At 66.8% G+C, this 26,319-nt stretch carries 24 protein-coding genes; 9 read left to right on the top strand and 15 right to left on the bottom strand.

Going from position 1 to position 26,319, the window contains the following annotated elements; genetic code table 11:
• Positions 1-55 precede the first annotated feature (55 nt).
• Both ACFTSF_RS01800 and ACFTSF_RS01795 read left to right on the top strand, forming a co-directional pair.
• Positions 56-1,426: a hypothetical protein gene (locus ACFTSF_RS01800; protein WP_380152001.1), complete on the top strand. Its 1,371-nt coding sequence runs from the start codon at positions 56-58 to the stop codon at positions 1,424-1,426.
• Positions 1,427-1,470: 44 nt separating this feature from the next.
• Positions 1,471-2,226: a phosphotransferase enzyme family protein gene (locus ACFTSF_RS01795; protein ID WP_380152000.1), complete on the top strand. Its 756-nt coding sequence runs from the start codon at positions 1,471-1,473 to the stop codon at positions 2,224-2,226.
• A gap of 51 nt (positions 2,227-2,277) precedes the next feature.
• Here the strand turns inward: ACFTSF_RS01795 and ACFTSF_RS01790 are convergent, their stop codons facing one another.
• Positions 2,278-2,466, bottom strand: a complete 189-nt coding sequence (locus ACFTSF_RS01790) for a hypothetical protein (protein WP_380151998.1) — start codon at positions 2,464-2,466, stop codon at positions 2,278-2,280.
• Positions 2,467-2,637: 171 nt separating this feature from the next.
• Here ACFTSF_RS01790 and ACFTSF_RS01785 point away from each other — a divergent pair, with 171 nt between their 5' ends.
• Positions 2,638-3,159, top strand: a complete 522-nt coding sequence (locus tag ACFTSF_RS01785) for a hypothetical protein (protein WP_380151997.1) — start codon at positions 2,638-2,640, stop codon at positions 3,157-3,159.
• 19 nt (positions 3,160-3,178) lie between these two features.
• Here the strand turns inward: ACFTSF_RS01785 and ACFTSF_RS01780 are convergent, their stop codons facing one another.
• Both ACFTSF_RS01780 and ACFTSF_RS01775 read right to left on the bottom strand, forming a co-directional pair.
• Entirely contained in the window at positions 3,179-6,385 is a 3,207-nt protein-coding gene (locus ACFTSF_RS01780) for a S8 family serine peptidase (protein ID WP_380151996.1), read from the bottom strand.
• Between the two features lie 92 nt (positions 6,386-6,477).
• Positions 6,478-7,611 (bottom strand): erythromycin esterase family protein, encoded by a 1,134-nt coding sequence (locus ACFTSF_RS01775; RefSeq protein WP_380151995.1) that lies wholly within the window; start codon positions 7,609-7,611, stop codon positions 6,478-6,480.
• A 93-nt stretch (positions 7,612-7,704) separates the two neighbouring features.
• Here ACFTSF_RS01775 and ACFTSF_RS01770 point away from each other — a divergent pair, with 93 nt between their 5' ends.
• Positions 7,705-8,277 carry a DinB family protein gene (locus tag ACFTSF_RS01770; protein WP_380151994.1) on the top strand — a complete coding sequence of 191 codons (573 nt, stop codon included), beginning with the start codon at positions 7,705-7,707 and terminating at the stop codon, positions 8,275-8,277.
• On the opposite strand, the gene ACFTSF_RS01765 is transcribed toward ACFTSF_RS01770, so the two are convergent.
• Positions 8,274-8,621 carry a MerR family transcriptional regulator gene (locus ACFTSF_RS01765; RefSeq protein WP_380151993.1) on the bottom strand — a complete coding sequence of 116 codons (348 nt, stop codon included), beginning with the start codon at positions 8,619-8,621 and terminating at the stop codon, positions 8,274-8,276. The genes ACFTSF_RS01770 and ACFTSF_RS01765 overlap by 4 nt on opposite strands.
• Before the next feature lie 53 nt (positions 8,622-8,674).
• Between ACFTSF_RS01765 and ACFTSF_RS01760 the strand changes: the two genes are divergently transcribed.
• A complete protein-coding gene (locus ACFTSF_RS01760; protein WP_380151992.1) occupies positions 8,675-9,559 on the top strand; it encodes an aldo/keto reductase in 885 nt (294 codons plus the stop codon).
• A 231-nt stretch (positions 9,560-9,790) separates the two neighbouring features.
• On the top strand, positions 9,791-10,780 hold the full coding sequence (locus tag ACFTSF_RS01755) for an alpha/beta fold hydrolase (RefSeq protein ID WP_380151991.1): 990 nt from the start codon (positions 9,791-9,793) through the stop codon (positions 10,778-10,780).
• On the opposite strand, the gene ACFTSF_RS01750 is transcribed toward ACFTSF_RS01755, so the two are convergent.
• A complete protein-coding gene (locus tag ACFTSF_RS01750; RefSeq protein WP_344161523.1) occupies positions 10,770-11,252 on the bottom strand; it encodes a carboxymuconolactone decarboxylase family protein in 483 nt (160 codons plus the stop codon). The genes ACFTSF_RS01755 and ACFTSF_RS01750 overlap by 11 nt on opposite strands.
• A 150-nt stretch (positions 11,253-11,402) precedes the next feature.
• On the opposite strand from ACFTSF_RS01750, the gene ACFTSF_RS01745 reads away from it, so the two are divergent.
• Positions 11,403-12,281, top strand: coding sequence for an RNA polymerase sigma-70 factor (locus tag ACFTSF_RS01745; protein WP_380153068.1), 879 nt, complete (start codon positions 11,403-11,405; stop codon positions 12,279-12,281).
• Here ACFTSF_RS01745 and ACFTSF_RS01740 read toward each other — a convergent pair whose 3' ends face one another.
• Positions 12,282-12,518 (bottom strand): hypothetical protein, encoded by a 237-nt coding sequence (locus ACFTSF_RS01740; RefSeq protein WP_344161520.1) that lies wholly within the window; start codon positions 12,516-12,518, stop codon positions 12,282-12,284.
• Positions 12,519-12,552: 34 nt separating this feature from the next.
• Here ACFTSF_RS01740 and ACFTSF_RS01735 point away from each other — a divergent pair, with 34 nt between their 5' ends.
• Positions 12,553-13,308, top strand: a complete 756-nt coding sequence (locus ACFTSF_RS01735; protein ID WP_380151990.1) for a nucleotidyltransferase domain-containing protein — start codon at positions 12,553-12,555, stop codon at positions 13,306-13,308.
• Here the strand turns inward: ACFTSF_RS01735 and ACFTSF_RS01730 are convergent.
• The gene (locus ACFTSF_RS01730; RefSeq protein ID WP_380151989.1) at positions 13,294-13,974 is read right to left on the bottom strand and encodes an SGNH/GDSL hydrolase family protein; all 681 of its coding nucleotides are present in this window, start codon (positions 13,972-13,974) and stop codon (positions 13,294-13,296) included. The genes ACFTSF_RS01735 and ACFTSF_RS01730 overlap by 15 nt on opposite strands.
• A 73-nt stretch (positions 13,975-14,047) precedes the next feature.
• The gene (locus tag ACFTSF_RS01725; protein WP_344161513.1) at positions 14,048-14,914 is read right to left on the bottom strand and encodes an HIRAN domain-containing protein; all 867 of its coding nucleotides are present in this window, start codon (positions 14,912-14,914) and stop codon (positions 14,048-14,050) included.
• A gap of 230 nt (positions 14,915-15,144) precedes the next feature.
• Between ACFTSF_RS01725 and ilvA the strand changes: the two genes are divergently transcribed.
• On the top strand, positions 15,145-16,449 hold the full coding sequence (gene ilvA / locus ACFTSF_RS01720) for a threonine ammonia-lyase IlvA (protein ID WP_380151987.1): 1,305 nt from the start codon (positions 15,145-15,147) through the stop codon (positions 16,447-16,449).
• Here ilvA and ACFTSF_RS01715 read toward each other — a convergent pair whose 3' ends face one another.
• The 7 genes from ACFTSF_RS01715 to rhaI all read right to left on the bottom strand — a co-directional run bounded on the left by ACFTSF_RS01715 (position 16,450) and on the right by rhaI (position 26,317).
• The gene (locus tag ACFTSF_RS01715; protein WP_380151986.1) at positions 16,450-16,935 is read right to left on the bottom strand and encodes a hypothetical protein; all 486 of its coding nucleotides are present in this window, start codon (positions 16,933-16,935) and stop codon (positions 16,450-16,452) included.
• 50 nt (positions 16,936-16,985) lie between these two features.
• Positions 16,986-19,970: a family 78 glycoside hydrolase catalytic domain gene (locus tag ACFTSF_RS01710; RefSeq protein ID WP_380151985.1), complete on the bottom strand. Its 2,985-nt coding sequence runs from the start codon at positions 19,968-19,970 to the stop codon at positions 16,986-16,988.
• 129 nt (positions 19,971-20,099) lie between these two features.
• On the bottom strand, positions 20,100-20,336 hold the full coding sequence (locus ACFTSF_RS01705; RefSeq protein WP_344161503.1) for a helix-turn-helix domain-containing protein: 237 nt from the start codon (positions 20,334-20,336) through the stop codon (positions 20,100-20,102).
• Positions 20,337-20,342: 6 nt separating this feature from the next.
• Complete coding sequence (locus ACFTSF_RS01700; RefSeq protein WP_380151984.1) at positions 20,343-21,698, bottom strand: rhamnulokinase family protein; 1,356 nt, start codon at positions 21,696-21,698, stop codon at positions 20,343-20,345.
• Positions 21,695-23,131, bottom strand: a complete 1,437-nt coding sequence (locus tag ACFTSF_RS01695) for an arabinose isomerase (RefSeq protein ID WP_380151983.1) — start codon at positions 23,129-23,131, stop codon at positions 21,695-21,697. Before ACFTSF_RS01695 ends, ACFTSF_RS01700 begins: the two co-directional genes overlap by 4 nt.
• 10 nt (positions 23,132-23,141) lie before the next feature.
• Complete coding sequence (locus ACFTSF_RS01690; protein WP_380151982.1) at positions 23,142-25,160, bottom strand: bifunctional aldolase/short-chain dehydrogenase; 2,019 nt, start codon at positions 25,158-25,160, stop codon at positions 23,142-23,144.
• Positions 25,160-26,317 (bottom strand): L-rhamnose isomerase, encoded by a 1,158-nt coding sequence (gene rhaI, locus ACFTSF_RS01685; RefSeq protein WP_380151981.1) that lies wholly within the window; start codon positions 26,315-26,317, stop codon positions 25,160-25,162. Before rhaI ends, ACFTSF_RS01690 begins: the two co-directional genes overlap by 1 nt.
• Positions 26,318-26,319: the final 2 nt, after the last annotated feature.

Raw genomic sequence — 26,319 nt, 5'->3', positions numbered from 1 at the left:
CCGGAATCGGTCTGTCTTCGCGCGCGCTTGGCCGGACGGTGAGCGGGTGCAGGCCGTGCATGTCTCCACTATCCAACGCTGGGAAGCCGGACTGGTCGTCGTACCTCGCGATGCAATCAAACGCTACGAAGAACTGCTGCACCTGCCGACCGGCCGCCTGACTGCGGTATTCGACCTCCTGCCCGGTCTGACCCGCCACTCGCGCCCCCTGGCGACCGCGACCGGAGGCGATCTCCAGCAACTGACAGCACATGGCAGCAGGGTCGGCGTGCTGCTGGATCAGGTGTGCTCGTCGGCGATCGTGACTGGGCCGCAGTGGGATGAGCTGACCGGACTGCTCGCGCAGTGGCCGGCGGCGTTCCTGCCGCCGCGGATGTGGGAGTCGATGGCGCAGCGGCTGTTGACGGAGATGCTGGTGGCTGACGGGACGGCGTGGGCTCAGCGTTACGAGGCGCTCGCTCGGCTGTTCAATCACCCCACGGGTGGCACGGCGGCCATCGACGCGTGCGCGTCCGCTGCGGGGCTCCGGCATCATCAGGCGATGACCTCCACGGTCGCTGCGCTCGGGGCGAGCGATCACAGCGACTCGATTGCGGCGCTGGTGTCGCAGGTGCACAACCCCACCAACGACCGCGCTCTGGCCGGGGCTGTTGCCGGACTGGCCGAGACGGTCTGGCGCGGTCGGCTCAAACCGGCGCAGCGCGGGCAGGTGCTGGCTGTGCTCCAGCCGTTGGCTGGTTCCGGCGACACGTTCGACGCCTCGTCGAGCGACCTCGTGCAGCGGTTGACGGCGATCTCTCCGGTACGACGGGAGCCGGTGCCGCCGGACGATGCGCGCCGGAACGTCGTCGACCGGGTAACGAGTCGCGCGATCGCTCAGGTCGACGGTCCGGATCCGGCCGAGTACGACGTACTCGGCGAGCTGGTGCATTGTCTGTTGTTCCACCGGGAACCTGATAGTCAGCTCGGGGCTTCGTTCACGCTCGCCGCGACGCCGTACCGGCGGCCTCTCGCGGCGGCGCTGAGGCAGGAGCTCGGGGCGTCCCTGGCGGGGCCGGCGGGGTGGAGCACGACCGTACTCGCCGCGCTCCGGGCGCTCGGCGGCGAGCCGGAGCTACGGCTCGCCGAACGGATCGTGACTGCGGCCGGGGTACCAAACGAGACAGTCCGCGTCGCCGCCTTCGCCCTCGCCCACCTCGGCCGTGATACCTCGCCTGACTGGTGGCGGTCCACCATCGCCCAGCGACTCGCGAGGCCGACGGATGTCGAGATCTTCCGCGGGCTCGCCTACAGCGCGGGCATCACCGGCCAACGGGCAGCGCTCGAACAACTACGAGCAGACCCGCGGACGCCGTACGACTCCCAGGCCGCAGCGACCTGGTGGCTCGACCTCCCGGCTCACATCCTGACCAGCACCCACCGCTGATTATTGGAGCGACGGCCAGGCCCGAGGCGAGGCATGATCTAGGGGTGGAGTTCGAAGAGGTGCTGACCGGAGGGAACGTCGCCGCGGAGGTCATCCGGATCGGCGAGACCGTGCGCAAACCCGCACTGCCGCAGACCGCAGGCGTCGAGGCTGCCCTGAATCACCTTGCAGACAAGGGCTTCGAGAGCGCGCCGCGAACGCTAGGGATCGACGACCGCGGGCGACACATCCTCGAATACATCCCAGGCGCCCTGGCCGACACCTTGCCGCGCTTCTCCAACGAGGAGTTACGGCGACTCGGCCGACTGATCCGCGAACTGCACGACACGATGGACACATTCGAGCCGCCGGCAGATGCGGATTGGCGGCCGGTGATCACCGACCCGGCAGGCGGCGATCTGATCTGCCACGGTGACCTGGCCCCGTGGAACCTGGTTCGCGACGGCGACCGCTGGGTCTTCATCGATTGGGACAACATCGGCCCGGCGACACGGCTGTGGGACCTCGGGTACGCCGCAACCGGCTTCCTACCGTTCGCCCCAGATGGCGACCCGCAGGTCGACGGACCGCGACTCCGCGCGCTGGTGGACGGCTACGGACTCGATGCCGAGCAGCGGCGTGCCTTCCCTGCCCAGATCGCCCAACACACCCGCGCGATGTACGACCTGCTGGTCCACGGCCACGAAACCGGCGAGCAACCGTGGTCCCGCCTCTATGCCGAAGGCCACGGCAACTACTGGGGACCGACCGCCACCTACATCGAGCAGAACCACGACACCTGGATCGAAGCGTTGCTCTAGGCAACCGAAAGCCCAGGCAGCCCCGTGGCTACCTGGGCCTTCGAGAAGGTGTCAGCGATCGCGTTCGGCCCGGAGGTCCTGCGAGTCCCACCGGCCGCCGTGCGCCTTGATGTTCTCCGCAGCCGCGTTCTGCCCGTTCTTCTCGAGCCGCTGGACGACCTTGTTGTGCACCTGCATGAGGCTGATCGCCTTGTCTCCCGCCCGCTCGTCCCGGCGTGCTTCCCGCTCGGCCTTGCCCATCGTCAGCTCCCATGCGATTCCAGGTGAGGCCGTGCTCGGCCTCGCGGTTGATGTGCCTACGACGCGCGTTCTCAGAAGCCGGTTCCAGGAATTTTCCGGGCCTGGAGCAACGATGCCCACCGGCTGGGAAAACCGGTGGCGCCGAGCGTGCCGCGGGATCACGCTGGGACGATGGAGCTGACATTCGTTCATGATCCGCGCGGGGAGTGCTTCACGTTGATCCGGCGGGTGGATGGGGTCGAGTTCACCTTGCGGTCGTACTCGCGAAAGCACCGGGTGCCGCACGATCTCGCGCATGCCGTCACCGAGCGCGAACTCGGGATGCCCGATGGGATCTTCGGCTGTATCGCGGCCGGTGTCGTGTTCGACAGCATGGAGCAGACGGCGGGGAAGCGACGGCACGATGCGAAGGTTCGGAGTACTCGCATCTTGAAAGCGCGGAACAGCATCGGCATCAGCGAGTCGATCTCGAGCGCGATCCACGAAGCGGTCGAGCACGACTGGGCGACGCCGTACGCCAGGGTCCGGGAGATGTGGGGCGTCACCGAGGCCGCGCCCTGTCCGTACGACGACGCCGCCATTGCGCTGGCAACCGAGACGCTGCGCGACCTGAGCAACCAGTGGCAGGCCAGCGGCGACCCGCTTCCGTTCCCCTGGCCCAACAAGCTCCAAGCGGCTGGGGTACCGCGGTAAGGCGGTACCCCAGCGACTGCTACTTCAGCAGGAACGCGTTGGTGATGGTCTGGTCCACCTTGTTGCCTTGGGCATCGGATGCCGTGGCTTTCAGGGAGACGGCCTTCGCACCAGCGGGATGCTTGATGAGGGCGAAGGTCTTACCGGCGGCGGTGTAGAACTTGGCGGGTTTCCAAGTCGCGCCGCCGTCGTGGGAGACGGACAGGGAATCGAGGCGACTCCGGTGGCCGGCGTTGTTGTCGACCGTGATCGGGACCAGAGTCGGCACCTTGGCCGAGGCGTTCGCCGGTGGGGCGAACCGGACGGCCACAAGCGGCAGCGCAGCCGCCTCTTTACCCGCGACGGTGTCGGAGTGGAACGTCCAGTCAGCAACGATCCGCGACGACAGCGGGTTGTCCCGCGTGCCCTCCGTATGGAGCTGGTACGTCGCCGGCCCGGACGGAACCGTGGATTCCTCGAGGTACCCCGGGAAGTCGCTCGTCGCGACCTCCTTGCCGTCCTTCGTCAGCACGGTGGTGCCTTCGGCCATCGAGTAGCCGAAGTTGCCGGGGTTCTGGTCGGAGTACAGCGGGATGCTGAGCTCCATCCGGTCGCCCAGGCGTCCTGCGGCATCGTTGCTGTCCCGGTACGACGGGAGACCCGGGCCGAACACGGGGAGACCCCACCGCTCGGTCGCCGTCCGGCCGGTCCCGTACTTCTTCGGTGCACTAACGAACTGGTTAGCGAAGCCTCGATCGTCCTCAGGATCCGTGGTCTCGATGAACGACGGGTACCACTCGGTCCCCGGTGAGTAGAGCTCGTCCAGCGTGAACGGCAGCGGCCGGGTGACGCTGTAGTCGCGAATACCGAACGTGCCAGGCTTGCTGCCGGTGTGCTCCGACCGCACGCGAGCCAGCGACCTGTCGTGCACCCGGTGCACCAGCTTGCTCGGAATCTTGCCGAGGTCGTTGCGCTCCAACTGATAGATGTAGCTCGAGTTCTTCGGTGCCGACTTGACCTCGAGCGTCATGTAGCGGAACTCGGCCGCTGCGGCGGAAGTCCGGCTCGGCACCACGTACATGTCGTCGAACGTGGTCCCGACCGCCGTGAGGCCGGTCGCCTCGTCGCCGCCCCAGACGGTGTCTCGATAGAACCCGTACGCCGCGGTCGTGGACACCGCGTCCGGCTTGTCCACCTGGAAGCCGACCGGTACGCCGGACCGCGCGTCGATGGTGATCTCCTTCGGCCCGTCGACCGTGAACGTCGGTTCGGCGAGGTTGGTCGACTTGGCGCCGTCCTCGTTCGCGACGTAGGTCTCGAAGTAGTGCTGGCCCTTGACCACTCGGGCGATCACGGTGCTGCCGTCGCTCTCCTTCGGTACGGCGACTGTCGGGTCCACGAGGCCGACGAACCGGAAGAAGTAGTTCGTCGTCGGCTTACCGTCGAAATCGACGTAGTTGAGCTTGATGTCGTAGCTCTCCACCTCGCGGGTGACCGCGATCGGCGTCCGCACCGGACCGGCCGAGAGCACGCCGCTGTACACACCGTCAGCCCCCGGTACGGCGGTGTTGGTGGTGACCGTCGCGGTCGCCTTGCCGCCGGCCGGGATGGTCAGCGATGCCGGCGACACGGTGAACATGCCGGCCGGAGCCGCCTTGCCGTCCGGACCTGTCACAGCTGCAGTGAGATCCAGCGTGACCGGAGCCACGCCGGTGTTGAAGTAGGTGACCTCGCGACCGATCGGCTTGTCGTCGTTGTGCGGCCAGCGGACGACGCCGTTGCTGATGCTGCCGACCGAAGCGCGGACAGTCGACTTCACCACCGCGGCGACGTCGACCCGGCCGGCCCCTTGCTCGAAGACATTCAGCTTCGGGTTCGCCTTCGCCGTACCCATGAGTGCGGCCTTGAGCTCGCCGGCCTTCCAGTCCGGGTGCTGCTGAGCGAGGATCGCTGCGGCTCCAGCGGTGTGCGGTGCGGCCATCGACGTACCGGACAGCTGCAGGTGATCCGGACCGATGTTCGGGTAGTAGTCCGCGAGCAAGCTGTCCTTGGCTTTCGCCGCGACGATGTCGACACCAGGCGCCGTGATGTCCGGCTTGATCGCATCGTCCAGCCAGCGCGGACCGCGGCTGGAGAACTCGGCCAGGTTGTCGTTGTGGTCGACCGCGCCGACCGTCAGCGCCGCATCGGCAGCGGCCGGAGCGCCCGGCGTACCGCCGCTGTTTCCCGCGGAGATGACGAACAGCGCCCCACTCTCGGCGGTGATCCGGTTCACGGCCTGTGAGAGGACATCGCTGCCGTCACTCGGCCAATCGGAACCGAGGCTCAGGTTGATCACTTCGGCACCGGACTGCGCGGCCCACTCCATCCCGGCGATGATGCCCGAGTCGTACCCGCCGCCATCGTCGTCGAGGACCTTGCCGTTGAGCAGCTTGGCGTCCGGCGCGACACCGCGGTAGATGTCGTCCTCCCCGGTCACGATCGACGCGACATGCGTGCCATGGCCGAACTTGTCCGCCGTACCGGTCGCACTCTCGGTGAAGTCCTTGGCCGCAACGACCGCGTCCTTCAGATCGTCATGCGTGGTGTCGATTCCGGTGTCCAGTACGGCGACCTCGGTGCCCTTGCCGGTGAGTCCGCCCTTCCACGCCTCGGGCGCACCGATCTGCGGCACGCTCTTGTCCAGGAACGCCCGCACCGGCCCGTCCAGGCGGATCCACTGCTTGCCCTTGGCACGCAACGCCGTCCGGGCACCAGTCCAGTACGGCGTTGCCTTGCCGACCCGAACCGCCGTACCGCCGACGCTCGGCAGGCTGCGGGCGCTGCTCGCACCGGACCGCAGTGCCACCGGACCGCTGACGATCAACGGGATATCGGATCGCGACTTGTCGCCGTACCCATGCTTGATCAGCCGCGTGACGTTGAACAGCCGCGCGTCCAACTCACCGGACCGGATCGCCGCCTGGGCGTCCAGCGGTATGACGATGAGGTCGCCGTTGACCTCCTTGCGCTGGATGAACTTGACGTTCTCCCGGCCCTTGCCCGGCCGTATCTTCGCCGGCTGGTCGCCGAGCAGCGTGACCCGGTCGCCGGTGATCAACGTGATGTCGCCAAGCGGACCACGCTGCTGCGCCGTTGGCTTGTCGCTCCGCGTTTCGCCCGCTGCCGCCGTACCGCCGAACATGCTGCTGCCGGCGATCAGTACCGCCAGGGCAGCCACGGCGGGACGACTACGTCCCTTCCTCATAGCACCTCCACTGAGTCCTCACAGATGGGTGGACATAGGGGTTATGTCCGGGAGGTGCGAAAAGTTGACAGGCAAGGGCGAATTCGGCCTACTCAGGCAGGTTTGATGTCCTTGACGAACACGATCCCGTCGATGCTGGGCAGGTGTGCCGGGTCCAGGGCGGCGTACCCGAACCAGGGGGAGACTCTGGGCTGCAGAGGCGCGGTGAGGGTGCGGGGGTCGATCAGTTGCCGGTCCTGTGCGTAGAGGACGCCTTCGATGGTGCCTGCAGGCGGAGTGTCCACTTCGCGGTGCCGCATCGTGCCGAGAGCGGTTGCGAAGAAGGCGTACTGCTCACCGAGGTGTGCGTTGACCAGTGCACCGGCACTCCACCACTCGTGGTTGGCGCCGGCCATGTTCATGCTGCTCTTCTCCCGCTGCAGATGGGAGTTGTGCGCGAACACCAGCGTCGGGCCGCGGTCGACGAGGTCGAGCAGGTTGGCCGCCATCATCGAGTCCCGCTGAGCGAGCAGGCGCGCGATGCGGCGGTCGGACTGATCGGCCATCCAGTAGTGGTAGCGCAGGAGGCCGGTGGCGGTTCGCGCGTAGAGGCGGGCGCGCTGCCAGTCCTCGCGAGAGGAGGCTTCGATCAGGTACGGCGTTTCAGTGTCGACCAGGACCGCGAGTTCGCCCGCGAGCTGTTGGAGGCGTTCGGCGTTGGCGGTCTGCCCGATCGATTGGGTTGGATCCATCATCGTGGCCGGGTTGATCCAGCGCTCGTCCGAACCAAGCAGGTCGTCGAGAGCGTCCGACGTACAAGGGAGCAGGTCAGCGTCGAGCCAGTTGGCGAGGTACGTGTGGAGTGTGGTGAGCACCGGTCGCGGACTGGCCGGGCCCGCGGTCTCCAGCGGACCGTCGAACCCGGCGAACCGCACGGGGTCCACCCGCCCTTCGTTGAACTCCCGCATCCACTGCACCAACTCACGGTTCCCCGCAAGCCCACCCCACTCATGGCTGATCCCGGTCGCCATCACCTCGTCGAGATCCCCGATCCCCGACGTCACGTAGTCGTCCACCACCAGCCCCATCAGACAGTCGGACTCCAGCGTGATCGTCCGATATCCCTCGTCCTCGACGAGCTGCCGAAACACCTTGTTGCGCAGGCGGAGCAGGTCGTTCTCCAGATGCGTCGGCTCACCCAACGCAAGCAGTCGCGGCTTGTTCGCAAGCATTCCCAGCAGGTCCATATCTTCAACTTTATCGTTGAACATCGTCGTTGAACCTTGAGAACAACCGCCAGGCTTACAGGCCTGCCTAAACCTTCAACCGACGGGATCCAGATGATCGACGAGTTCGCCAAGGCCTACCTGCACGACGCACTCCGCTGGGCCCGCGCCGACCTGATCCAAAAGCTCGAGGGCCTGTCCGAGTACGACGTTCGCCGCCCCCGCACGCTGACCGGAACCAACCTGCTCGGCCTGGTCAAGCACCTCACCCTCTCGGAGGCCCGCTACTTCGGCGAGATCTTCGACCGCCCGTACCCGGACCCCGTCCCCAGCTTCGCCGACCCAACCTTCGACAGCACCGACTACCTCTGGGTCCGCCCCGACCAATCCCGCGCCGACATCCTCAACGCCTACACCCGCGCTTGCCAGTACGCCGACGACACCATCACCACCCTCCCGATCGACGCCCCCGGCCACGTCCCGTGGTGGCCGAGCCCCGACGTCAAACTCTTCAACGTCCTGGTCCATCTCCTCAACGAAACCAACCGCCACCTCGGCCACGCCGACATCATCCGCGAAGAACTGGACGGCGCCCTCGGCTCCAATCCCACTCCAACCACCACCGACTGGTCCGCGCACCACACCAAGGTCGAACAAGCCGCGCAAGCGGCAAGCGATGGGCTCTAGAGCGCGGGGGTGAGGGTGGCGAGGAGGTCAGTGAGGGCTTCGCGTTTGGTTTGCAGGGTTTGGAGGCGGTCGGTCAGTTCGACTAGGTGGTCGTCGAGGTAGGTGGCTACGCAGGCGTTCAGGCTTGAGCCTTCGAAGCAGGGGATGACCTTGCGGATGGTGCTTGTCGGGAGGCCGGCGTCGAGGAGGAGGCGGATACGGCGAACCGAGTCGGCCGAGTCCGGGGTGTAGCGGCGGTGGCCGCTGGTGGTTCGGTCGGCGGACAGGAGCTGCTGCTGTTCGTAGTAGCGCAGCAGCCGGACGCTGACGCCGGTGGCTTCCGAGAGTTCGCCGATCCGCAACACGATGAAATCTCCTCTTGAATCTGACACTGATGTCACGGCCTAGCGTCGGATTCATGACGCAGACAGAGATCGAAACACTGCCCACGGCCGGTTCCTTCCGGATCGGAGGCGACCTTCCGGTACGACGGCTCGGCTTCGGCGCGATGCGGTTGACGAACGCCGACGGAGACGGGATCTGGCGCGGTCCCGACGACCCAGCGGCCGCCGTTGCGGTACTGAGGCGTGCGATCGAGCTCGGCGTCCAGCACATTGACACCGCCGACTCCTACGCCCTCGGAGCAAACGAGGAGCTCATCGCGCAGGCCCTGCACCCGTACGCCGATGATTTCGTGATCGCCACCAAGATCGGCAACACGCGGCCCGGCCCCGACGAGTGGGTACCGGTCGGGCACCCGGCGTACCTGCGTCAACAGGCCGAGCTGAGTCTGCGACGCCTGCGTGTCGAGCGGTTGGATCTGCTCTATCTGCACCGGGTCGACCCCGCTGTTCCGCTGGCCGACCAGGTCGGCGCGCTCGCGCAACTGCAGCAGGAGGGAAAGGTCCGTCACATCGGACTGTCCGAGGTCAGCGTCGACGAGATCCGGCAGGCGCAACAGGTCGCACCGATCGCCGCCGTACAGAACCTCTACAACTTCAGCACCCGCGATCACGACCCCGTCCTGGACTACACCGGGGCTGAAGGCATCGCCTTTGTCCCCTTCTTCCCCGTCGGCGCCGGCGAGCACACCAAACAGGCCGGAGCCCTGGCCGACGTGGCCCGCCAGACAGGCGCAACCCCAGCACAGGTCGCCCTCGCCTGGCTCCTCCACCGAGCCCCGCACGTCCTGCCCATCCCCGGCACAACCTCCCTCAACCACCTCACCGAGAACCTCGCCGCCGCCAACCTCTCCCTATCCCCCGACCAGCTGGCCCGCCTCGACGTCGGTAAGGACACGTAGAGGTGGCCACTCACCCGCGCCGACCGCTCTCGCGCAGGCGTCAGGCATGTCCCGCGAGGCGACTACTACGTGTCCTTCCCGACGCATCTTCCGAAGAACAGGACGTATACGCCGGTTGTGGTCGCGCGCCGGCAACGGTGAGCGGGGCGGCGGGGGTCGGTAGGGGTATACGTCCTGTCGCTCGGGGGAAAAGGGGAGGCGGGGAGTGGGGTGGGGAGGTTGGGTGGGGGGATGGATTACGACTTTCTGGTGAAGGCGGAGGAGTTGGAGTTGCGGTATCGGGGACTGCAGCCCGCGAGGCGGTTGGGGTTTGGGCGCGCGGGGCTGCCTTGGGCGGAGTGGCGGGAGGTGGCGACGGCCAGGCTTGGGGAGGTGCTGGCGGTTGATGCGGGGGTTGTGGCCGGTGCGGTGACGGAGGTTCGGCGTACGGCGACCGAGGGGGTCGAGGTTGTTGCGTTGGTGATGGCGGTCGGGGAGGGGCTGTCGGTGCCGGCGTATTTGCTGAATCCGGGCGGGGAGCGCGTGGTGATGGCGTTGCACGGGCATGGGCAGGTGGACGAGTGCCTGCGGATCCGCGGGGTGCATGAGGACTACCACCACAACTTTGCGATTGAGCTCGCGAAGGCCGGGCACACGGTTCTGCTGCCGGAGTTGCGGGGGTTCGGGGCGCTCAGTGATCTTGCGGCGCAGCGAGATGGCGAGAGTTTGAGCTATTGGCGGTGGGGTGAGCACATGGTCTACACCCTGCTCACGGACACGTTCCAGCGCGGGCGGACGTTGATGGGCGACACGATCGAAGACCTGTTGCGGTGGGAGGACTGGCTGGGTGTGGAGTGCGATGTCGTCGGGATCTCGTGGGGCGGGGATCTCGCGTGCGCGTATCCGGTGTTCAGCAACCGCGTGCGGTCGATCTTCGCCAGTGGGACTCTGGGGTCGTTCGAGGCGGTGTTCGCCGAGGCCGGGAATGCGCCGGCGCACTGTGTGCCTGGGGTGCTGGAGTGGTTCGACCGGGCGGATATCGCCGGGTTGAATGCGCCGCGGCGGCTTGCTGTGCATTACGGGGCTCTGGATACGGCTGGGTCAGCAGCACCGGAGGCATTTGCGGAACTGCAGGCGATCTATGCCGCGGCCGGTGCCCGCGATGAGGTGGCGTTGCACGTCAGCGCGGGCCTCCGGCACGAGATGGATCTGGGACTGCTGATCGAGTTCCTCAGTTCTTGACGAGGGCGTCGAACATGCCGGGCTGGTAGGAGCCGGCGGGGGTCTGGCTGATCACGTTCATCCGGTTGGCGGCGTTGATCATGGCCACCAGGATGATGAGCGCGGTGATCTGCTCGTCGTCGAAGTGTTCGCGGGCGGCCGCCCAGGTGGCGTCGGAGACACCCTTGTGCAGGTCGGCGAGGCGAGTGGCTTCCTCGGTCAGGGCCAGGGCGGCCCGTTCCGCGGGGGTGAAGACGGTGGCTTCGCGCCAGGCCGCTACCAGGTGCAGGCGCTGGGGGTCCTCGCCGGCGGCGGTGGCGTCCTTGGTGTGCATGTCCAGGCAGAAGCCGCAGCCGTTGATCTGGCTGGCGCGGATGTTGACCAGTTCCTTGATCGTGCCGGACAGCGGCGACTGGTCGATCACCATCGCGAGGCCGGCGAACCGCTTGCCGAACTTGCCGCCGAGCTCGGTCTCCATCAGGTTGATACGCATAGTGCTTGTCCAATCTCGTGGTCGGTTGTGCCCACAAGATGCGCGCCGGGCCGGATCCGTGACAGGTTGCGAATGTGATCAGGGCCACTGTCACGAGATCGTGCTGACCGGTGTCTGGTGGAAGACTTGACCACTGTGACGGAGGAAGCCATGGATCCCGCGACCGAGGCATTCGTTGCCCATCGCAACCTGTTGTTCACGATCGCGTACGAGCTGCTCGGCTCGGCGGCTGACGCCGAGGACGTGCTGCAGGAGACGTGGTTGCGGTGGGTAGGTGTCGACCTGGACACCGTGCGTGAACCGCGCGCGTACCTGATCCGCATCACCAGCCGCCAGGCCCTCAACCGGCTGCGGACGGTCGGCAGACAGCGCGAGTCGTACGTCGGTCAGTGGCTGCCCGAACCGCTGTTGACCACGCCCGACGTGGCTGAGGACGTCGAGCTGGCTGACAGCGTGTCGATGGCGATGCTCCTGGTCATGGAGACGCTCAAACCGACAGAGCGCGCAGTGTTCGTACTGCGTGATGTCTTCGCGCTCGAGTACGACGAGATCGCGCAGGCTGTCGACAAGTCACCTGAGGCGGTTCGGCAGATCGCCCATCGGGCGCGGTCCCACGTGGCAGCGCGCCGACCGCGCGGCGTGGTCTCGTCGACCGAGGCGCAGGGCGCACTGAACGCGTTCCGCCGAGCTGTCGAGACAGGTGATATCCAGGGCTTCCTGGACATGCTCGCTCCGGACGTGGTGCTGATCGGCGACGGCGGTGGCATCAGGCAGGCAGTCCTGAACCCGATCGTCGGCGCGGACCGCGTCGGACGCATCCTGGGCGCCGGTATCCCGCGCCTCACCGGTGTCGTCACCGCCGAGCCCATCCAGCTCAACGGTGCACCCGGACTGCTGCTCCGCCTCGACGGTGAGATCGAACAGGTCATGGCCTTCCACATGCACGAGGGCCTCATCACCGGCATGTACGTCGTCCGCAACCCGGAGAAGCTCGAGCGCCTCGAGCAGGAGACGACCCTGCTCCGATAACTAGTCGGATGCGATGGCCGCGCTGATGGCGGCGCTCAGCTGAGCGTCGTCGCCAGTGCGCCACTCGTGGTTCGCCGGGCAGGCCCACTGATCGTGGTCGGGGGTGATCACGCACCCGGCCAGCCTCACTCGCCCGGCGGACGCCGCACGCATCGCAGCAGGCGTCGGAAGGCCGTAGAGGATTGGCACACCCGCCTGACCACAGACCGGGCACGCTGGAGCCGCAGAAACTCCCATGCGGCCAGAGTACGTCGCCCACTACGGTCACAGCATGGAGTTCCCCGAGACGCTGTCGCCCGAGCGCCGCGAACTGATCGAGACCGCGGCAGCCCAACTGCAGACCCAGTACGGCGAGGGCTTCCTCGGAATGGTGCTGTCAGGCTCAGCCGGACGCGGCCTGGAGACGGAGCGCTCCGACCTCGACGTACTGGTCGTGGTGTCACCAGAGCTGGTCGACAAGCCGCTAACGCGCAACACCGAACTGGAACTGCTCCCGGTCACGCTCCAGCACCTGGAGAAGCTCTCCACCTTCGGAGACGACCAATGGGGCTACCGCTGGTCCTACGCGTGGGCACCGACGCTCCTGGACAAGACCGGCGGCCGCATCCAGCAGGCGGTAGAACGGCAGACCAGACTGAGCCCCGAAGAGTCGCTAAGTCTCCTGCAGCACCGGCTGGACGCATGGATCAACCTGGCCTACCGCTCACTGAAGTCAGCCCGGGACGGCAACTCCCTCGCAGCACGGATGGACGCCGTGGAGGCGATGAGCCCGTTCCTGGATGTGGTGTTCGCACTGGACGGACAGGTCCGGCCGTACAGCAAGTACCTCACCTGGTCGCTGCACCATCACCCCCTCGCCAGTTGGCCGACCGCCGTACTGCTGGAGACGATCGAGCAGTACCTCGCCGGCAACCCCGAGGCGATCAGACAGAGCCTGCGACGAGTACAGCGGTCCGAACTCCCACTGGTGCAGGAGACCTTCGACGACTGGTCCGCCGAACAGTACGACGCTCTACGGCACGACTGACGCCACTGCGTCGTACCAGATGTCGCCCATCTTCAAGAAGCCCGCGTCACTGGGGTGCAGCTTGTCCGACGAGATGTCAGACAACGACATCCGCGCGTTCAGGTCAACGAAACGGACGTCGGCACCGGTGGCGCGCACCGATGCGACTACACCGGGCACAGCGGCGTTGTAGGTGTTGATGCGCTCGTTCAGCCCAGGATCGGACGAAGGCACGATCGACGCGACCAGAACCGTCACACCGGGCACCCGCGACGTGATGCGCTCCACCAGGTCCTGCAAGCGCGCCGGGGCGTTGGCCAGATCATGAGCCTGTACGACGTCGTTCGTGCCGATGTGGAGGAGCACGTACCGCGGCCGGTTCAGGAGAAGCCAGTAGTCGATCCAGGAACGCAGTTCGTCGATCCGCATCCCCGGGTGACCCTCGTTGTCGCGGTCCGGGAGGTTGCCCCAGCGGACTGAACCCACGAAGTCCAGCCGGGGTCCGGGGTCGCTCTGGAGGTGTTGCCACAGAGACGTGCGGTAGCTGACGCCGGTCTCCGGGTTGCCGTAGGTGATGGAGTCGCCCAGTGGCATCAGCGGCACCCCACGGACAGCTGGAGCCGCCGGTCCCACCAGTAGGACCGCCGCGACGACCAGCGGCACGGCGAGCAACAGACGAGGCTTCACCTGGAAAACGTAGCGGTAAGGAAGTAGCTCCGCTGTACCCACCCAGTGGGCGGGGTGAGTACAGCGCAGCCGCCTAGTTGGCTTCTTTCGTCGCCCAGTAGTGCCATTGTGGGGACGCGACTGGGGAACGGGTCAGGCCGTCCGGCCACGTGGCCGGCAGGTCATGACTCCGTGCCGCGTACAAGGTCACCTCCGATGCGCTGCGGTCCCCGCGGACTGCGACGCGTGCGGCGGTCTCGGCACGCATGTCGGCCAGGTAGTGCACAGCAGGCAGGAACTCCGCACTCAGCCGTGGGCTGAGCCGTCCGACCGGTTCGTCGTCGAGACGGATCTCGATCACGTTCCGCGGCCGGTCCTGGATGCTGTCCTCCTCCTCGATCGCATGCATGGTGGCGTAGGCCCAGCACTCGCCCTCCGCCCGGAAGAACGGTGTCAGGACCTCTGGATGCACCTCGCTGCCCGGTACGACGATGCCGCTGCCGGGCGGCAGCAGGTGGAAGCTCCCCGGCGGTGGCAGGTTCACCGGGACGAGCATGTGCGGCTGGCCCAGGGCCACCGCGACACTGGCGTGGAACTCCGTGCCGTCATCAGCCTTGCCGACCCAGTCGGCCGGCTCCCATTCACTCACCCACAGGTGGCACGGCACCTGGGGCTGCAGTCCTTGGGCCACCAGCTCCGACAGCACCGGGTGGTAGCGATGTGCGTCGTCCCTCGGCAAGTAGCCGACAACCTTCCCCTGAACGCGGACTGCGATCGATCGGGGGTCGAATCTGTTGTGCGGTTCCGGGACGAGGTCCGCCTCGGTGTCCAGATCTGCGCCACGCGCCGGGATGGGATCAGGGAACAGGCTGCGAATCGCCTGCTCGTGCGGAGCCTCCCGCACGACCTCCTGACCGCACCACAGTGCGTCGCCCCACAGACTGAACGGAATCAGTTCCATATGTGCCCTCCAGTCCCCGCTGACCGGTTGACTCGGCTCTTCCCGTCCAGAGCCCTGGCCGTTACACCGAGTGAGCGTATGAAAACTAGACTGCCCCGGGAAGGGCCGTTTCACGCATGGAATCAGGCTCCGTTGTGCAACGGTAGCCGTCTGTCCGCACTATGGACGGAGATCGTCTTGGGTAGCGAGCGAAACGGCGAAGATCGTGCAGATGCACGGGAAGGAACGTCATGCAGGGCAAGAGTTCAGTCGCTCGATCGACGAGCAGAACCGGTTCAGCGATCGTCTCAGAAACGGCCGCCGCGGCCGCTGTCGAGGCCGCCGTCTCGCGGCTCGACGGAGTCGTCGTCCGGACCCCGCTGGAGCGCAATCTGCGCCTGTCCGAGCGCACCGGGGCGCAGATTCTGCTGAAGCGCGAGGACCTGCAGATCGGCCGTTCCTACAAGCTGCGCGGGGCCTACAACCTGATCGCCCAGCTCGACGACGAGAGCAAGTCGGCCGGGGTGGTGTGTGCCAGTGCGGGCAACCACGGGCAGGGGTTGGCATATTCGTGCCACGCACTCGGAGTTCACGGAAAAGTTTTCGTTCCGCGGACCACACCGCGCCAGAAGCGGGACCGGATCGCGGCTCTCGGTGGCAAGCAGATCCAGGTGATCGTCACCGGCGACACGTACGACGACGCGGCCGCCGCAGCGCTCGCTGATGCGGAAGCGACCGGCGCGACGATGGTCCCTGCCTTCGACGACCCGCGCACCGTGGCCGGCCAAGGCACGGTCGCCGTCGAGATCGTCCAGCAGCTCGGCCATGCGCCCGACGTACTGGTGGTTCCGGTGGGCGGTGGGGGGCTGATCGCCGGTGTCGTGAGCTGGATGTCGGCCCGGCATCCCGGCGTGCGGATCGTCGGTGTGGAGCCGGCCGGTGCCGCGAGTATGGCGGCTGCACTTGCTGCCGGTGAACCGGTTACGTTGCCGCACCTGGACAGCTTCGTCGACGGCGCAGCGGTACGGCGGGTTGGCGACGTCACGCTGCCATTGGTGGCGAGCGCCGGTGTCGAGCTGATGTCGGTGCCGGAAGGACTGGTGTGCAGCGAGATGCTCGAGCTGTACCAGGTCGACGGTCTGATCGCCGAGCCCGCGGGCGCTTTGTCGACAAGTGCCCTGGGCAACGGTCTGGTCGTGCAGCCGGGTGAGACGGTGGTCTGCCTGCTGTCGGGCGGGAACAACGATGTCAGCCGGTACAGCGAGATCCTCGAGCGATCGCTGGTCTACGAAGGCCTCAAGCACTATTTCCTGGTGACGTTCCCGCAGGAGCCGGGCGCACTGCGCCAGTTCCTGGACGGGGTGCTCGGCCCGGACGACGACATCGCGCTGTTCGAGTACGTGAAGCGCAACAACCGGGAAACCGGGGTCGCGCTGGTCGGGATCGAGATCGGGCGGGCCGCGGACCTGGAGGGCCTGCTGGCGCGGATGGACGCGGCGCCGCTCGACATCGAACGCATCAACCCGAACTCCCCCGAGTTCCGCTACTTGATCTGATCAGTGCTCGGTGTGTTTGGAATGTCGCGGGTCGTGCGGGTGATTCCCGTCCGCCCAGTGCTCGTCGGCATTCGCGCGCGGCATTGTGGTGTTGTCGGCGTGCTTCTCGGCGTCCGGGTACAGGTCGGCAGCCTCGGTGCGGTGCTCGTCGGCCTCGCGGTCGGCGGTTTTGGCGGCCTCGCGACGCTCGGTGGCGCCGGCGGCGAGCCGGCGGGCCTCGGCAGCCTTCTCCTCGGACTCGGCCTGGGCGCGCTTGGCGCGGGCGTCGACCTCATCGGCCGTGGCGTGCTGACGTTCGGCGTGGGCCGCGGCGATCCGCGACTCCTGCTCCTTCTCGTACGCCTCCTGCCGGTCGTGCTCGGCCTGCTGCCGCTCGTGTTCCGCGCGGCGTTTCGACGATGTCTTGGATGCGCCGGCGATCAACGCAACCAGGATGACCAGGACTGCGAGGGCGACGACGATCCAGAGGACGGTCATTCCGTCCATGGTTCCTCCTCTGTCGGGGTTCCCGCTCCGGTACCCGCCGCCCTCCCCGGCTAACCTGCCGGCGCCACGAACCGATAGGTGCCCGAGGCAACATTCTTGACCTCCGCCGAACCAGGCAAACGAATGATTGCCGTCGTGTTGGCCGGGACCGTCACCTCCAGCTCGAAACCACGAGCAGTGATCTTCCAGTTACTGACCACCTCGCCGTACGGCGTCTCCAACGCGAAGTCGGCCTTGGTGATCCCGGCACCCGGCGTCGGCGCGATCAGCACCCGCCGGTACCCCGGTTCGGCCGCCGAGACGCCCGCCAGCGTCCGGTACATCCACTCGCCGACCGCGCCGTACGCGTAGTGGTTGAAGGAGTTCATGCCGACGTCGTTGAAGGTGCCGTCCGGGTTGATCGAGTTCCAGCGCTCCCAGACCGTGGTCGCGCCCTTGCCGATCTCGTAGCCCCACGACGGGTACGACGTGTTCTGCAGCAGCTTGTAGGCGAGATCCGAGCGACCCACCTTGGTCAGCACCGGCAGCAGCCCGTCCACCCCGAGGAAGCCGGTGGACAAGTGCGTGTCCCGGCGCAGGATGGTGTTCACGAAGTGCTCGCCGGACTTGGTGACATCGGGGATCAGGTCGTTGGTGAACCCGAGGATGTACCCCGTCTGACTGTCCGACCCGACCTTCCCGTCGGCTGCCACGAACCGCGCGATCCACGCTGCCCGTACGTCGTCGTACAGCTTCCGGTACTTCGTTTCGTCCGCACTGTTCCCGATCGCCGCAGCCATCTGGCTGAGCTGGCGGGCACCCTTGGCCATGAACGCCGTACCGATCAGGTCACCGGGTGTCGGGTCGTCCAGGTTCAGCCAGTCGCCGTAGTCACCGCCGCCACGGATCAGACCGGGCGAGTGGGATGCCAGGTAGTCGACGTACCGCGCCATGGAGGCGTAGTGCGTGCGGATCACGTTGGTGTCGCCGTAGGCCTGCCAGAGCGTCCACGGCACGTTGACACCGGCATCTGCCCAGCCAGCGTTCCCGAGTCCACCGTCGAACGAGTTGGGCACAGTCGGCGCGACACTCGGGTACGAGCCGTCGGCCGCCTGGCTGTCACGCAGGTCCTGCAACCACTTGGTCAGGAAGGCCTGTGAGTCCAGGTTGTAGACCGCAGTCCGCGCGAACACGTTGATATCGCCGGTCCAGCCCATCCGCTCGTCACGGGCCGGAGTGTCGGTCGGAATCGACAAGAAGTTGCCACGCTGGCCCCAGACGATGTTGCTGTGCAGCTGGTTTACCAGTGCGGAGTTGGTGCGGAAGCTGGTCGTCTGAGCGCCATCTGTGCCCATCACCACGCCGGTGACCACATCGGCCGGCGCGCTCAGTTCGACGTACCGGAAGCCATGGAAGGTGAAACGCGGCTGGTAGGTCTCCGGCTGGTCGGTGGCGAACGTGTAGTGGTCAGTAGCCTTCGCACCGCGCAGGTTGTCGGTGTACAGCGTCCCGTCCGGGTTCAGCACCTCGCCGTACCGGATCGTCACGGTTTGCCCCGGCTGTCCGGTCAGCTTGAACCGGCCAACACCCACCATGTTCTGCCCGAGGTCGTAGAGGTACTTGCCAGCTGTGGGTGACGGAATCGCCTTAGCGGCCAGGTGCTGCGTCACCCGGACAGGCTGGTCGCTCTGCGGCACCAGCTGAGCCGTCGCACTCGGCCGCAACAACGCTGGTGACCACTCAGTCGGCTTACGACGTGCGTCATAGCTCTCGCCGTTGAGCAGATCAGCGACCCGTACGGCGCCTGGCGCGGTCTGCCAGTTCTGATCGGTACCGATCACGTCGGTGGAGCCATCTGAGTACGTGACGCGCAGTTGCGCGGTCAGAGCGGTTTCACTGCCGTACTTCTGCGAACCGAACATCGCCAGGTTCCCGGCGTACCAGCCGGTGGAGAGCTCGGCGCCCAGCACGTTCTGACCCGGCCGTAGTTGCCGCGTGACGTCGTACGTCTGCGACTGGATCCGCAGCCGGTAGTCCGTCCAGCCCGGTGCCAGCTCCTGATCGCCGACCTTGCGCCCGTTCAAGCTCAGCTCGTAGACACCCTGCGCGGCCGCGTAGACCCGTGCCCGGACAACCTTCTTCCCCGCCGGGATGGTGACGGTACGCCGGAACACTGGCAGCGGCGGACCCGGGAGCCACAGGTCGGTGTTGCCCTTGACCTGCAGGCCGCCGCCCGGGAGCACCGTCCCATCCGGAAACGTCTGGTCACCGGCTGCGAACGCAGTGTCGACCAGCTTCTTCCCGGCGGCATTGGTCACCACCAGGTTGTGCACGACACCGCTCTCGGCCCCGTTGGTGCGGAAACCCACGATCCCGGCCGCGTTGTGATCGGACCGCTCGCGCTGGTCGACCTGGGTGCCGTCGATCCAGGTGGTGATGGTCTGACCGGCGACGGTGATGCGCAGGTGGTGCTGCTGGCTCAGGTCGACACCGAGCGGGATCTCGGCGAGTACGACGTACCCACCGCCTGGCTGGCGGACGTGCGGCCGCAGCTTTGCACCGCCGCCCAAGGAGTTGAGCTGCCACATGTATCCGATACCGGCGCGACCCCGGAAGAAGACACCGAGTGCTTCCTTGACGACCGTGACATCGGCGTCGACCGTGTAGTCGGTCCACTCGGCACCCGGCTGGCTCTCAGCGCCGATCCACTGACCACTCCAGTCCGAGGGCTTCAGCTGGGCGGTCTCAAACGTCGCCGGGTCGGACCAGCGCGTGGCGCGGCCGTTGCCGTCCCAGACCCGCACAGACCAGAAGTACTGCGTGTACGGCTTCAACGCAGCACCGGCGTACTCGACGTCGACCGAACGGTCGGAGCGGACCACACCGCTGTCCCACGCGTCCGGACGGGCCAGCCGCGACGGACTGGTTGCGACCCTGACCTGGTAGCGGCTCTGAGTCACCCCACGACTGCTGCTGTCGAGCTGCCAGCTCAGGCGAGGTGTGCCGGCGGCGATGCCGAGTGGTTCGGTGAGAGCGTTGGTCTTCAGCTTGTGCACCTGAGGTGCTGGTGTGGCGGAGGCCGTGGATATCGGCATGGCCAGGAGGGCTGCCAGGGCAAGGCAGAGCCCTCGAAGGTGTCGGGGCATAGCAAGACTCCTCAGTCAGTGGGGCGGTACTGCAGGGAGTTAGACCAAGCCGCGGCGGGCGGCCCAGACGATGGCTTCGATCGCGGTACTGAAGCCGAGCCGGTCGCAGATCAAGCGGGTCCGGCGGCGGACAGTCCGTTCGGACAACTGCAACCTGCGCGCCACCGCATCCATCGGCAAGCCGGTGGCGAGGAGGCGGAGCAGCTGCAGATCGTCATGGCTGATCTCCCGCGGCGGTACCCGCTGCGGGCGCAGTTCCTGGGGGAGGACGGTCATTACGGATCACCTGGTTCCGAACACCCGGGACTCGGCGGCGTCCCAGTCGGCCGGTTTGCCCTGCGGGGTGTAGCGCCGCAGGCGATGGGTGGACCGGACCAGGGCGCGCATGGCGGCCAGGTCCGGCAGGGGCTCGCCCAGTGCGCGAGCTTGGACGAGGACGTTGCCCAGTGCGGACGCTTCGACCGGACCGGCGAGTACCGGCAGGCCGCAGGCATCTGCGGTGAGCTGACAGAGCAGTTCGTTCTGGGAGCCGCCTCCGATGACATGCAGTACGTCGACCGGCCGGTCCGCGAGCTCCTGCGCCGACCGCAGCGTCCGCCGGTAGGCGAGCGCCAGACTCTCCAACACACACCGCACGATCGCACCTTTCGATGCGTTCCCGATCCGAGCCGGCATGTCACCCGGCGCTAGGAACTCCGGTGCATCTGGATCGATCAGTAAGTCGAAGGGTGTCGCAGCAGCTGCTTCGCTGAGCAGTCGCGGCAGGTCGTCGTCCTGCCAGACGCGTTGGCACTCCTGGAGGATCCAGAGGCCCATGACGTTACGCAGGAAGCGGATCCGCCCATCCACTCCCCCTTCGTTGCTGAAGTTGGCGAGACGTGCCTCCTCGGTGAGCACAGGTGCGTCCAGCTCGAGTCCCACCAGGGACCACGTCCCCGACGAGATGTACGCGAACCGCTCGGTCTCCGTCGGCACACTCACCACAGCCGACGCCGTGTCATGAGACCCCACCGCAATCACCGGAGTCCCCCGGTAGTCGCCAATCACATCCCCCGGATCAACCAACCGAGGCAGCACCCGAGCCGGTACGCCGACCCGCTCCGCCAGCCCGGTAGCCCATTCACGCCGCCGCACGTCGTACAGCTGCGTGGTGGACGCGTTGGTGCGCTCCGCCCCGACAGAGCCGGTGAGCCAGTAAGCAAGCAGGTCGGGGATGAGGAGGAGGGTGTCGGCTTGCTCCAGCAGACGTTCGGCAAGCAGCTGGTACAGGGTGTTGATGGGCAGCTGCTGCAAACCCGTGACTTGGTACAGCTCCTCAGATGTCACACCTTGTACTGCGGTGTTGGTACGGGAGTCGCGGTAATGGAACGGGTTGCCCAGCAGCTGCCCACCAGACAGGAGGCCGTAGTCGACGGCCCAGGAGTCGATACCGAGGGCGTCGACAGCACCGGCGGTGTGGAGGCCGTCGAGCATGGAGCGGTAGAGGTGGAGGATGTCCCAGTGCAGGCTGCCGCGGAGGTCGACCGGGCCGTTCCAGAAGCGGTTGACCTCGGTCAGGTTCAGCAGGTCGGGACCGACCTCGCCGAGCATGACGCGACCGCTGGACGCTCCTAGGTCGACCGCCGCGACGCGCTTCATACGACGGTGAGGTCGAGGTGGAGGAGACCGGCGACAGCCTCCAGGTCCTTCACCCGGTGCCCAGTACCGAGCGCCCAGTGGTGCGCGACGCCCGACGCGGACCAGTCATCGGTCCACTCACCCGGGTCCCGACCGAAGTCCACCCGGGACGTCGTGTTCCCGATCTGCAGCAGCGGCCCTGGTACGACGGTTCCCTCCGAAGCGATCAGGTGGAACGTGCCATCTCGCCGCTGGCCAAGCCCACACAAGGTGACCGGACCCTGCCGAACGTCGAACTCGACAGAGACACCCCACCCACGCTTGCCGTGATAAGCACCTAATCCACGCAGCAACGGCTTGGCCGAGCTGATCGCGAGATGCGCCGGACCGTCGTGCCCCATCTCCACCACGTTGTCGTGGAAGTTCAGCGCCTGCAGCTCGGTGAACGAACCACTCGCACCGAGTTTGTCCATCACCAGCATCGCCAGCGACGTCCGCAGTTCGTACTCACCCGCAGCCGGAATACCCCTTGCCGTGAGCAACGATGCGCCGAGGATCATCCCCGCCGCGACCCGCTCATGCGCCTCCCCGTCCAACCCACGGTGGTAGTACGCAAGCGTGGTCAGGTCGAAGTCCTCCACCAACCGATCCAGCGCAACGGACACCGTCGCGCCCCACCGGAAGTCGTCCTCGACCACCGAGTCATCGAGGACAAACACCTCCCGTGCCAACTCCATGCGCCCAGAGGTCTCCGCGGGAGTGACCTTCTCGACCCGGACCCGCAGGTCGTCGATCTCCAGGATCTCCACATGCCCACCGAGCTGCGCGGACACCAGCGTCGGGTCGGTGACGACGTCCATCATGCCCGGGTACAGATGCCCGAGCAGACCGTGCCGTCCATGCCGAAAAGCAGCCCGTACGCCGGCCGCCCGGATCCACCGGCCGATTCGCGCCCACGCCCGCTCGTCCTCGAGGTACCCCGAAACCGACCGGAACTCGATCCCGCAGCGCTCGAACGCATTCGCCATCTCGGGCAGCGGACAGGCACCGCAGTACGCGAGCCAAGCACCGGTGTCGAACGTCGCGTGATCCATCGACTCCGTCGGCTGCAGGTTCAGCAGCAGCACCGGCGAACCACTCCGCTGCGCCACCGGCACCAGCATCGACGCCGTCATGTACGTCGTCAGAAACCCCACGATCAGATCGCAGTCCGCCACCCGCAGCTTCTCCGCAGCCGCAGCACCCTCCTGCGCGTCGGAGATGAACCCGACGTCCACCACCTCGCAGTCCATCGAAGCGAACCGCTCGGACACCCGCCGAGCAGACGCCTGCAACTGCGGTAGCAAGGAGGGGAACTGCGGCCAGTAAGCACCGAGCCCGCCCGCGACGAGACCGATTCGCGTCCGGCGCCCTACTGCCCGCGGGAGGTCGCCGGCTGTGTCGTCCGATCGCATCATCAGCCCCTCAACGCAGGAACGCGGCAGCCACGCCGGCGTCGACAGGCACGTGCAGACCGGTGGTATGCGAAAGATCCCCACCCACCAACGCGAAGACCGCCGCCGCAACGTTCTCCGGCAACACCTCTCGCTTCAACAGCGTGCGCTGCGCGTAGTACGCGCCCAGCTCCGACTCAGGGACGCCGTACACGGCCGCGCGCTTCGCGCCCCAGCCCTTCGCGAAGATCCCCGACCCCCGTACGACGCCATCCGGGTTCACGCCGTTGACGCGGACGCCGTACTCCCCGAGCTCGGCCGCGAGCAGCCGAACCTGGTGGGCCTGGTCGGCCTTGGCCGCGCCGTACGCGACGTTGTTCGGTCCGGCGAAGACGGCGTTCTTGCTGGAGATGTAGACGATGTCGCCGCCGATCCCCTGGTCGATCAGCACCTTCGCGGCCGCCCGCGACACCAGGAACGAACCCTTGGCCATCACGTCGTGCTGCAGATCCCAGTCGCGTTCAGTTGTCTCCAGCAACGACTTCGAGATCGACAACCCGGCGTTGTTGACGATCAGGTCGACACCCCCGAAGGCGAGCACGGCCTCATCGAGCGCCTGCGCGACCGCCGCGGCATCAGAGACATCAGCCCCCACTGCGACAGCGACGTCAGTGGAGCCGATCTCCTTCGCGACCGCTTCGGCCGCGGCCAGATCGAGGTCGGCCACCACGACACACGCGCCCTCGGCCGCGAGGCGCTGGGCGATCGCCTTGCCGATCCCGGAACCAGCACCGGTCACCAACGCGACCCGGGTGGCAAGCGGCTTCGGTCGCGGCATCCGCTGCAGCTTCGCCTCCTCCAGCGCCCAGTACTCGATGCGGAACTTCTCCCGCTCGTCGATCGGCGCGTACGACGACACCGCCTCCGCACCACGCATCACGTTGATCGCGTTCACGTAGAACTCGCCGGCCACTCGAGCGGTCTGCTTGTCCTTGCCGAAGCTGAACATCCCGACGCCTGGCACCAGCACGATCGCCGGATCCGCACCCCGCATCGCCGGACTGTCCGCATCCGCGTGCCGGTGGTAGTAGGCCGAATACTCATCCCGGTACGACGCGTGCAACTCGCGCAGCCGGGCGATTGCGTCCTCCAGCGGCGCACTCGGCGGCAGGTCGAGCACGAGCGGCCGCACCTTGGTCCGGAGGAAGTGGTCCGGGCAGGACGTGCCCAACGCAGCCAGCTCGGCCAACCGCTCACGCGCAGTGAACTCCAGTACGACGTCCGAGTCGTTGTAGTGCCCGACCTGCGGTTTGTCGGTCGAGGCGAGCCCGCGGATCACCGGAGCCAACGCGGCAGCGCGCGCCCGGCGCTCGTCGACGGGCAGCGGTTCGTATCCGGCGACCACGGCACCGAAGGGTTCCGCGATACCGCGGTCAGCGAGGAAACGTTCCGCCGTACGGATGATCTCGAGGGAGTTAGCCTCGCATTCGTCCGAGGTGGCGCCCCAGGCGGTGATGCCGTGCCCGCCGAGGATGCATCCGATCGCCTGCGGGTTCTCGCGATGTACCGCAGCGATGTCGAGCCCGAGCTGGAACCCGGGCCGCCGCCACGGCACCCAGACCACCCGATCCCCGAAACACTCGGCGGTCAGCTTCTCACCATCGGCCGCCGTCGCCAGCGCGATCCCGGAATCCGGGTGCAGGTGGTCGACATGAGGGGCGTCGACCAGCCCGTGCATCGCAGTGTCGATCGACGGCGCCGCACCGCCCTTGCCGTGCAGGCAGTAGTCGAACGCGGCCACCATCTCGTCCTCGCGCTCGACACCCGGGTAGGAGTCGACGAGTGCGTTCAGCCGGTCGAGACGCAGTACGGCGAGGCCAGCCTCGGTCAATGTGCCGAGGTCGCCTCCGGAACCCTTCACCCACAAGAGATCAACGGACTGCTGAGTCACCGGATCGACCGCAGAACCCTTCGCCGACGTGTTTCCGCCGGCGTAGTTGGTGTTCCGCGGATCCGCACCCAGACGGTTGCTCCTGGCAACGAGTTCCATCACGCTCCCCATCCGGCCTGCTGGCCGTCGGCCCGGTCCTTGACGATCTGCTCGAAGTACCCGCTGCGCTTGTACGCCGCGATCGGATCAGCGTCGAGTCCCTGCGACTCGCGCAACTCGGCCAGCAGCGGCCGCACATCGGTGTTGTAGGCATCCATCAGTACGGCGTTCGCCTCCAGCACGTCACCTTCCAGCTGAGCCGTCCTCAGGGCGGACCGGTCGACCAGCAACGCCTTCGCGGTGGCCTCCTGGACGTTCATCACCGAGCGGATGATCGCCGGGATCTTCACCTCGATGTTGTGGCACTGGTCGAGCATGAACGCGATCCCGCGGTCCGGATCCAGCGCGTCCCCGCGAACGATCTCGGACATGATCCGGAACAGCTGGAACGGATCGGCCGACCCGACCATCAGATCGTCATCGGCGTAGAACCGGCTGTTGAAGTCGAACGCACCGAGCTTCTTCACCCGCAGCAGGAACGCCACGATGAACTCGATATTGGTCCCCGGCGCGTGGTGTCCGGTGTCGATACACACCGTTGCCTTGGGCCCCAGTTCGAGACAGTGCGCGTACGATGTTCCCCAGTCCGGCACGTCGGTCGTGTAGAAGGCCGGCTCGAACAGCTTGTATTCCAGCAGCATCCGCTGGTCGTCGCCGAGCCGGTCGTACACCTCACGAAGCGCGGTCGCGAGCCGATCCTGCCGGTCCTGGATGTCGTCCTGGCCCGGGTAGTTCGTGCCGTCGGAGAACCACAGCTTCAGATCGCGAGATCCGGTCGCATCCATGATGTCGACACATTCGAGCAGGTGGTCGGTGGCCTTCCGCCGTACTCGCGGATCAGGGTTGGTGACGCTGCCGAGCTTGTAGTCGTCGTCCTGGAAGACGTTGCTGTTGATCGCCCCGAGCCGGACACCCTGCTCCTTCGCGTACGCCGACAGTTCCGCGTAGTCGTCCACCTTGTCCCAGGGGATGTGCAGCGCGACGCTCGGAGCCACCCCGGTGAACCGGTGTACGACGGCCGCGTCGGCGATCTTCTCCTCCGGCGACCGCGGTACTCCGGGCTGGGCGAACACCTTGAAGCGAGTGCCGGAGTTTCCGAACGCCCACGAGGGCAGCTCGATCTCCTGGCGCTTGAGGGCGTCCTGCACGCTGGTCATAA

This window comes from Kribbella sp. NPDC056951, from assembly GCF_042674205.1.
Lineage (GTDB): Bacteria > Actinomycetota > Actinomycetes > Propionibacteriales > Kribbellaceae > Kribbella > Kribbella yunnanensis.
This window is presented reverse-complemented; position numbering and strand designations above follow the sequence as displayed.

Bases quoted from the DNA above. Each gene is read 5' to 3' on its own strand.
- ACFTSF_RS01790 (WP_380151998.1), bottom strand. From the start codon at position 2,466: ATGGGCAAGGCCGAGCGGGAAGCACGCCGGGACGAGCGGGCGGGAGAC.
- ACFTSF_RS01785 (WP_380151997.1), top strand. From the start codon at position 2,638: ATGGAGCTGACATTCGTTCATGATCCGCGCGGGGAGTGCTTCACGTTG.
- ACFTSF_RS01780 (WP_380151996.1), bottom strand. From the start codon at position 6,385: ATGAGGAAGGGACGTAGTCGTCCCGCCGTGGCTGCCCTGGCGGTACTG.
- ACFTSF_RS01775 (WP_380151995.1), bottom strand. From the start codon at position 7,611: ATGGACCTGCTGGGAATGCTTGCGAACAAGCCGCGACTGCTTGCGTTG.
- ACFTSF_RS01770 (WP_380151994.1), top strand. From the start codon at position 7,705: ATGATCGACGAGTTCGCCAAGGCCTACCTGCACGACGCACTCCGCTGG.
- ACFTSF_RS01760 (WP_380151992.1), top strand. From the start codon at position 8,675: ATGACGCAGACAGAGATCGAAACACTGCCCACGGCCGGTTCCTTCCGG.
- ACFTSF_RS01755 (WP_380151991.1), top strand. From the start codon at position 9,791: ATGGATTACGACTTTCTGGTGAAGGCGGAGGAGTTGGAGTTGCGGTAT.
- ACFTSF_RS01750 (WP_344161523.1), bottom strand. From the start codon at position 11,252: ATGCGTATCAACCTGATGGAGACCGAGCTCGGCGGCAAGTTCGGCAAG.
- ACFTSF_RS01745 (WP_380153068.1), top strand. From the start codon at position 11,403: ATGGATCCCGCGACCGAGGCATTCGTTGCCCATCGCAACCTGTTGTTC.
- ACFTSF_RS01740 (WP_344161520.1), bottom strand. From the start codon at position 12,518: ATGGGAGTTTCTGCGGCTCCAGCGTGCCCGGTCTGTGGTCAGGCGGGT.
- ACFTSF_RS01735 (WP_380151990.1), top strand. From the start codon at position 12,553: ATGGAGTTCCCCGAGACGCTGTCGCCCGAGCGCCGCGAACTGATCGAG.
- ACFTSF_RS01725 (WP_344161513.1), bottom strand. From the start codon at position 14,914: ATGGAACTGATTCCGTTCAGTCTGTGGGGCGACGCACTGTGGTGCGGT.
- ilvA (WP_380151987.1), top strand. From the start codon at position 15,145: ATGCAGGGCAAGAGTTCAGTCGCTCGATCGACGAGCAGAACCGGTTCA.
- ACFTSF_RS01715 (WP_380151986.1), bottom strand. From the start codon at position 16,935: ATGGACGGAATGACCGTCCTCTGGATCGTCGTCGCCCTCGCAGTCCTG.
- ACFTSF_RS01705 (WP_344161503.1), bottom strand. From the start codon at position 20,336: ATGACCGTCCTCCCCCAGGAACTGCGCCCGCAGCGGGTACCGCCGCGG.
- ACFTSF_RS01700 (WP_380151984.1), bottom strand. From the start codon at position 21,698: ATGAAGCGCGTCGCGGCGGTCGACCTAGGAGCGTCCAGCGGTCGCGTC.
- ACFTSF_RS01695 (WP_380151983.1), bottom strand. From the start codon at position 23,131: ATGCGATCGGACGACACAGCCGGCGACCTCCCGCGGGCAGTAGGGCGC.
- ACFTSF_RS01690 (WP_380151982.1), bottom strand. From the start codon at position 25,160: ATGGAACTCGTTGCCAGGAGCAACCGTCTGGGTGCGGATCCGCGGAAC.
- rhaI (WP_380151981.1), bottom strand. From the start codon at position 26,317: ATGACCAGCGTGCAGGACGCCCTCAAGCGCCAGGAGATCGAGCTGCCC.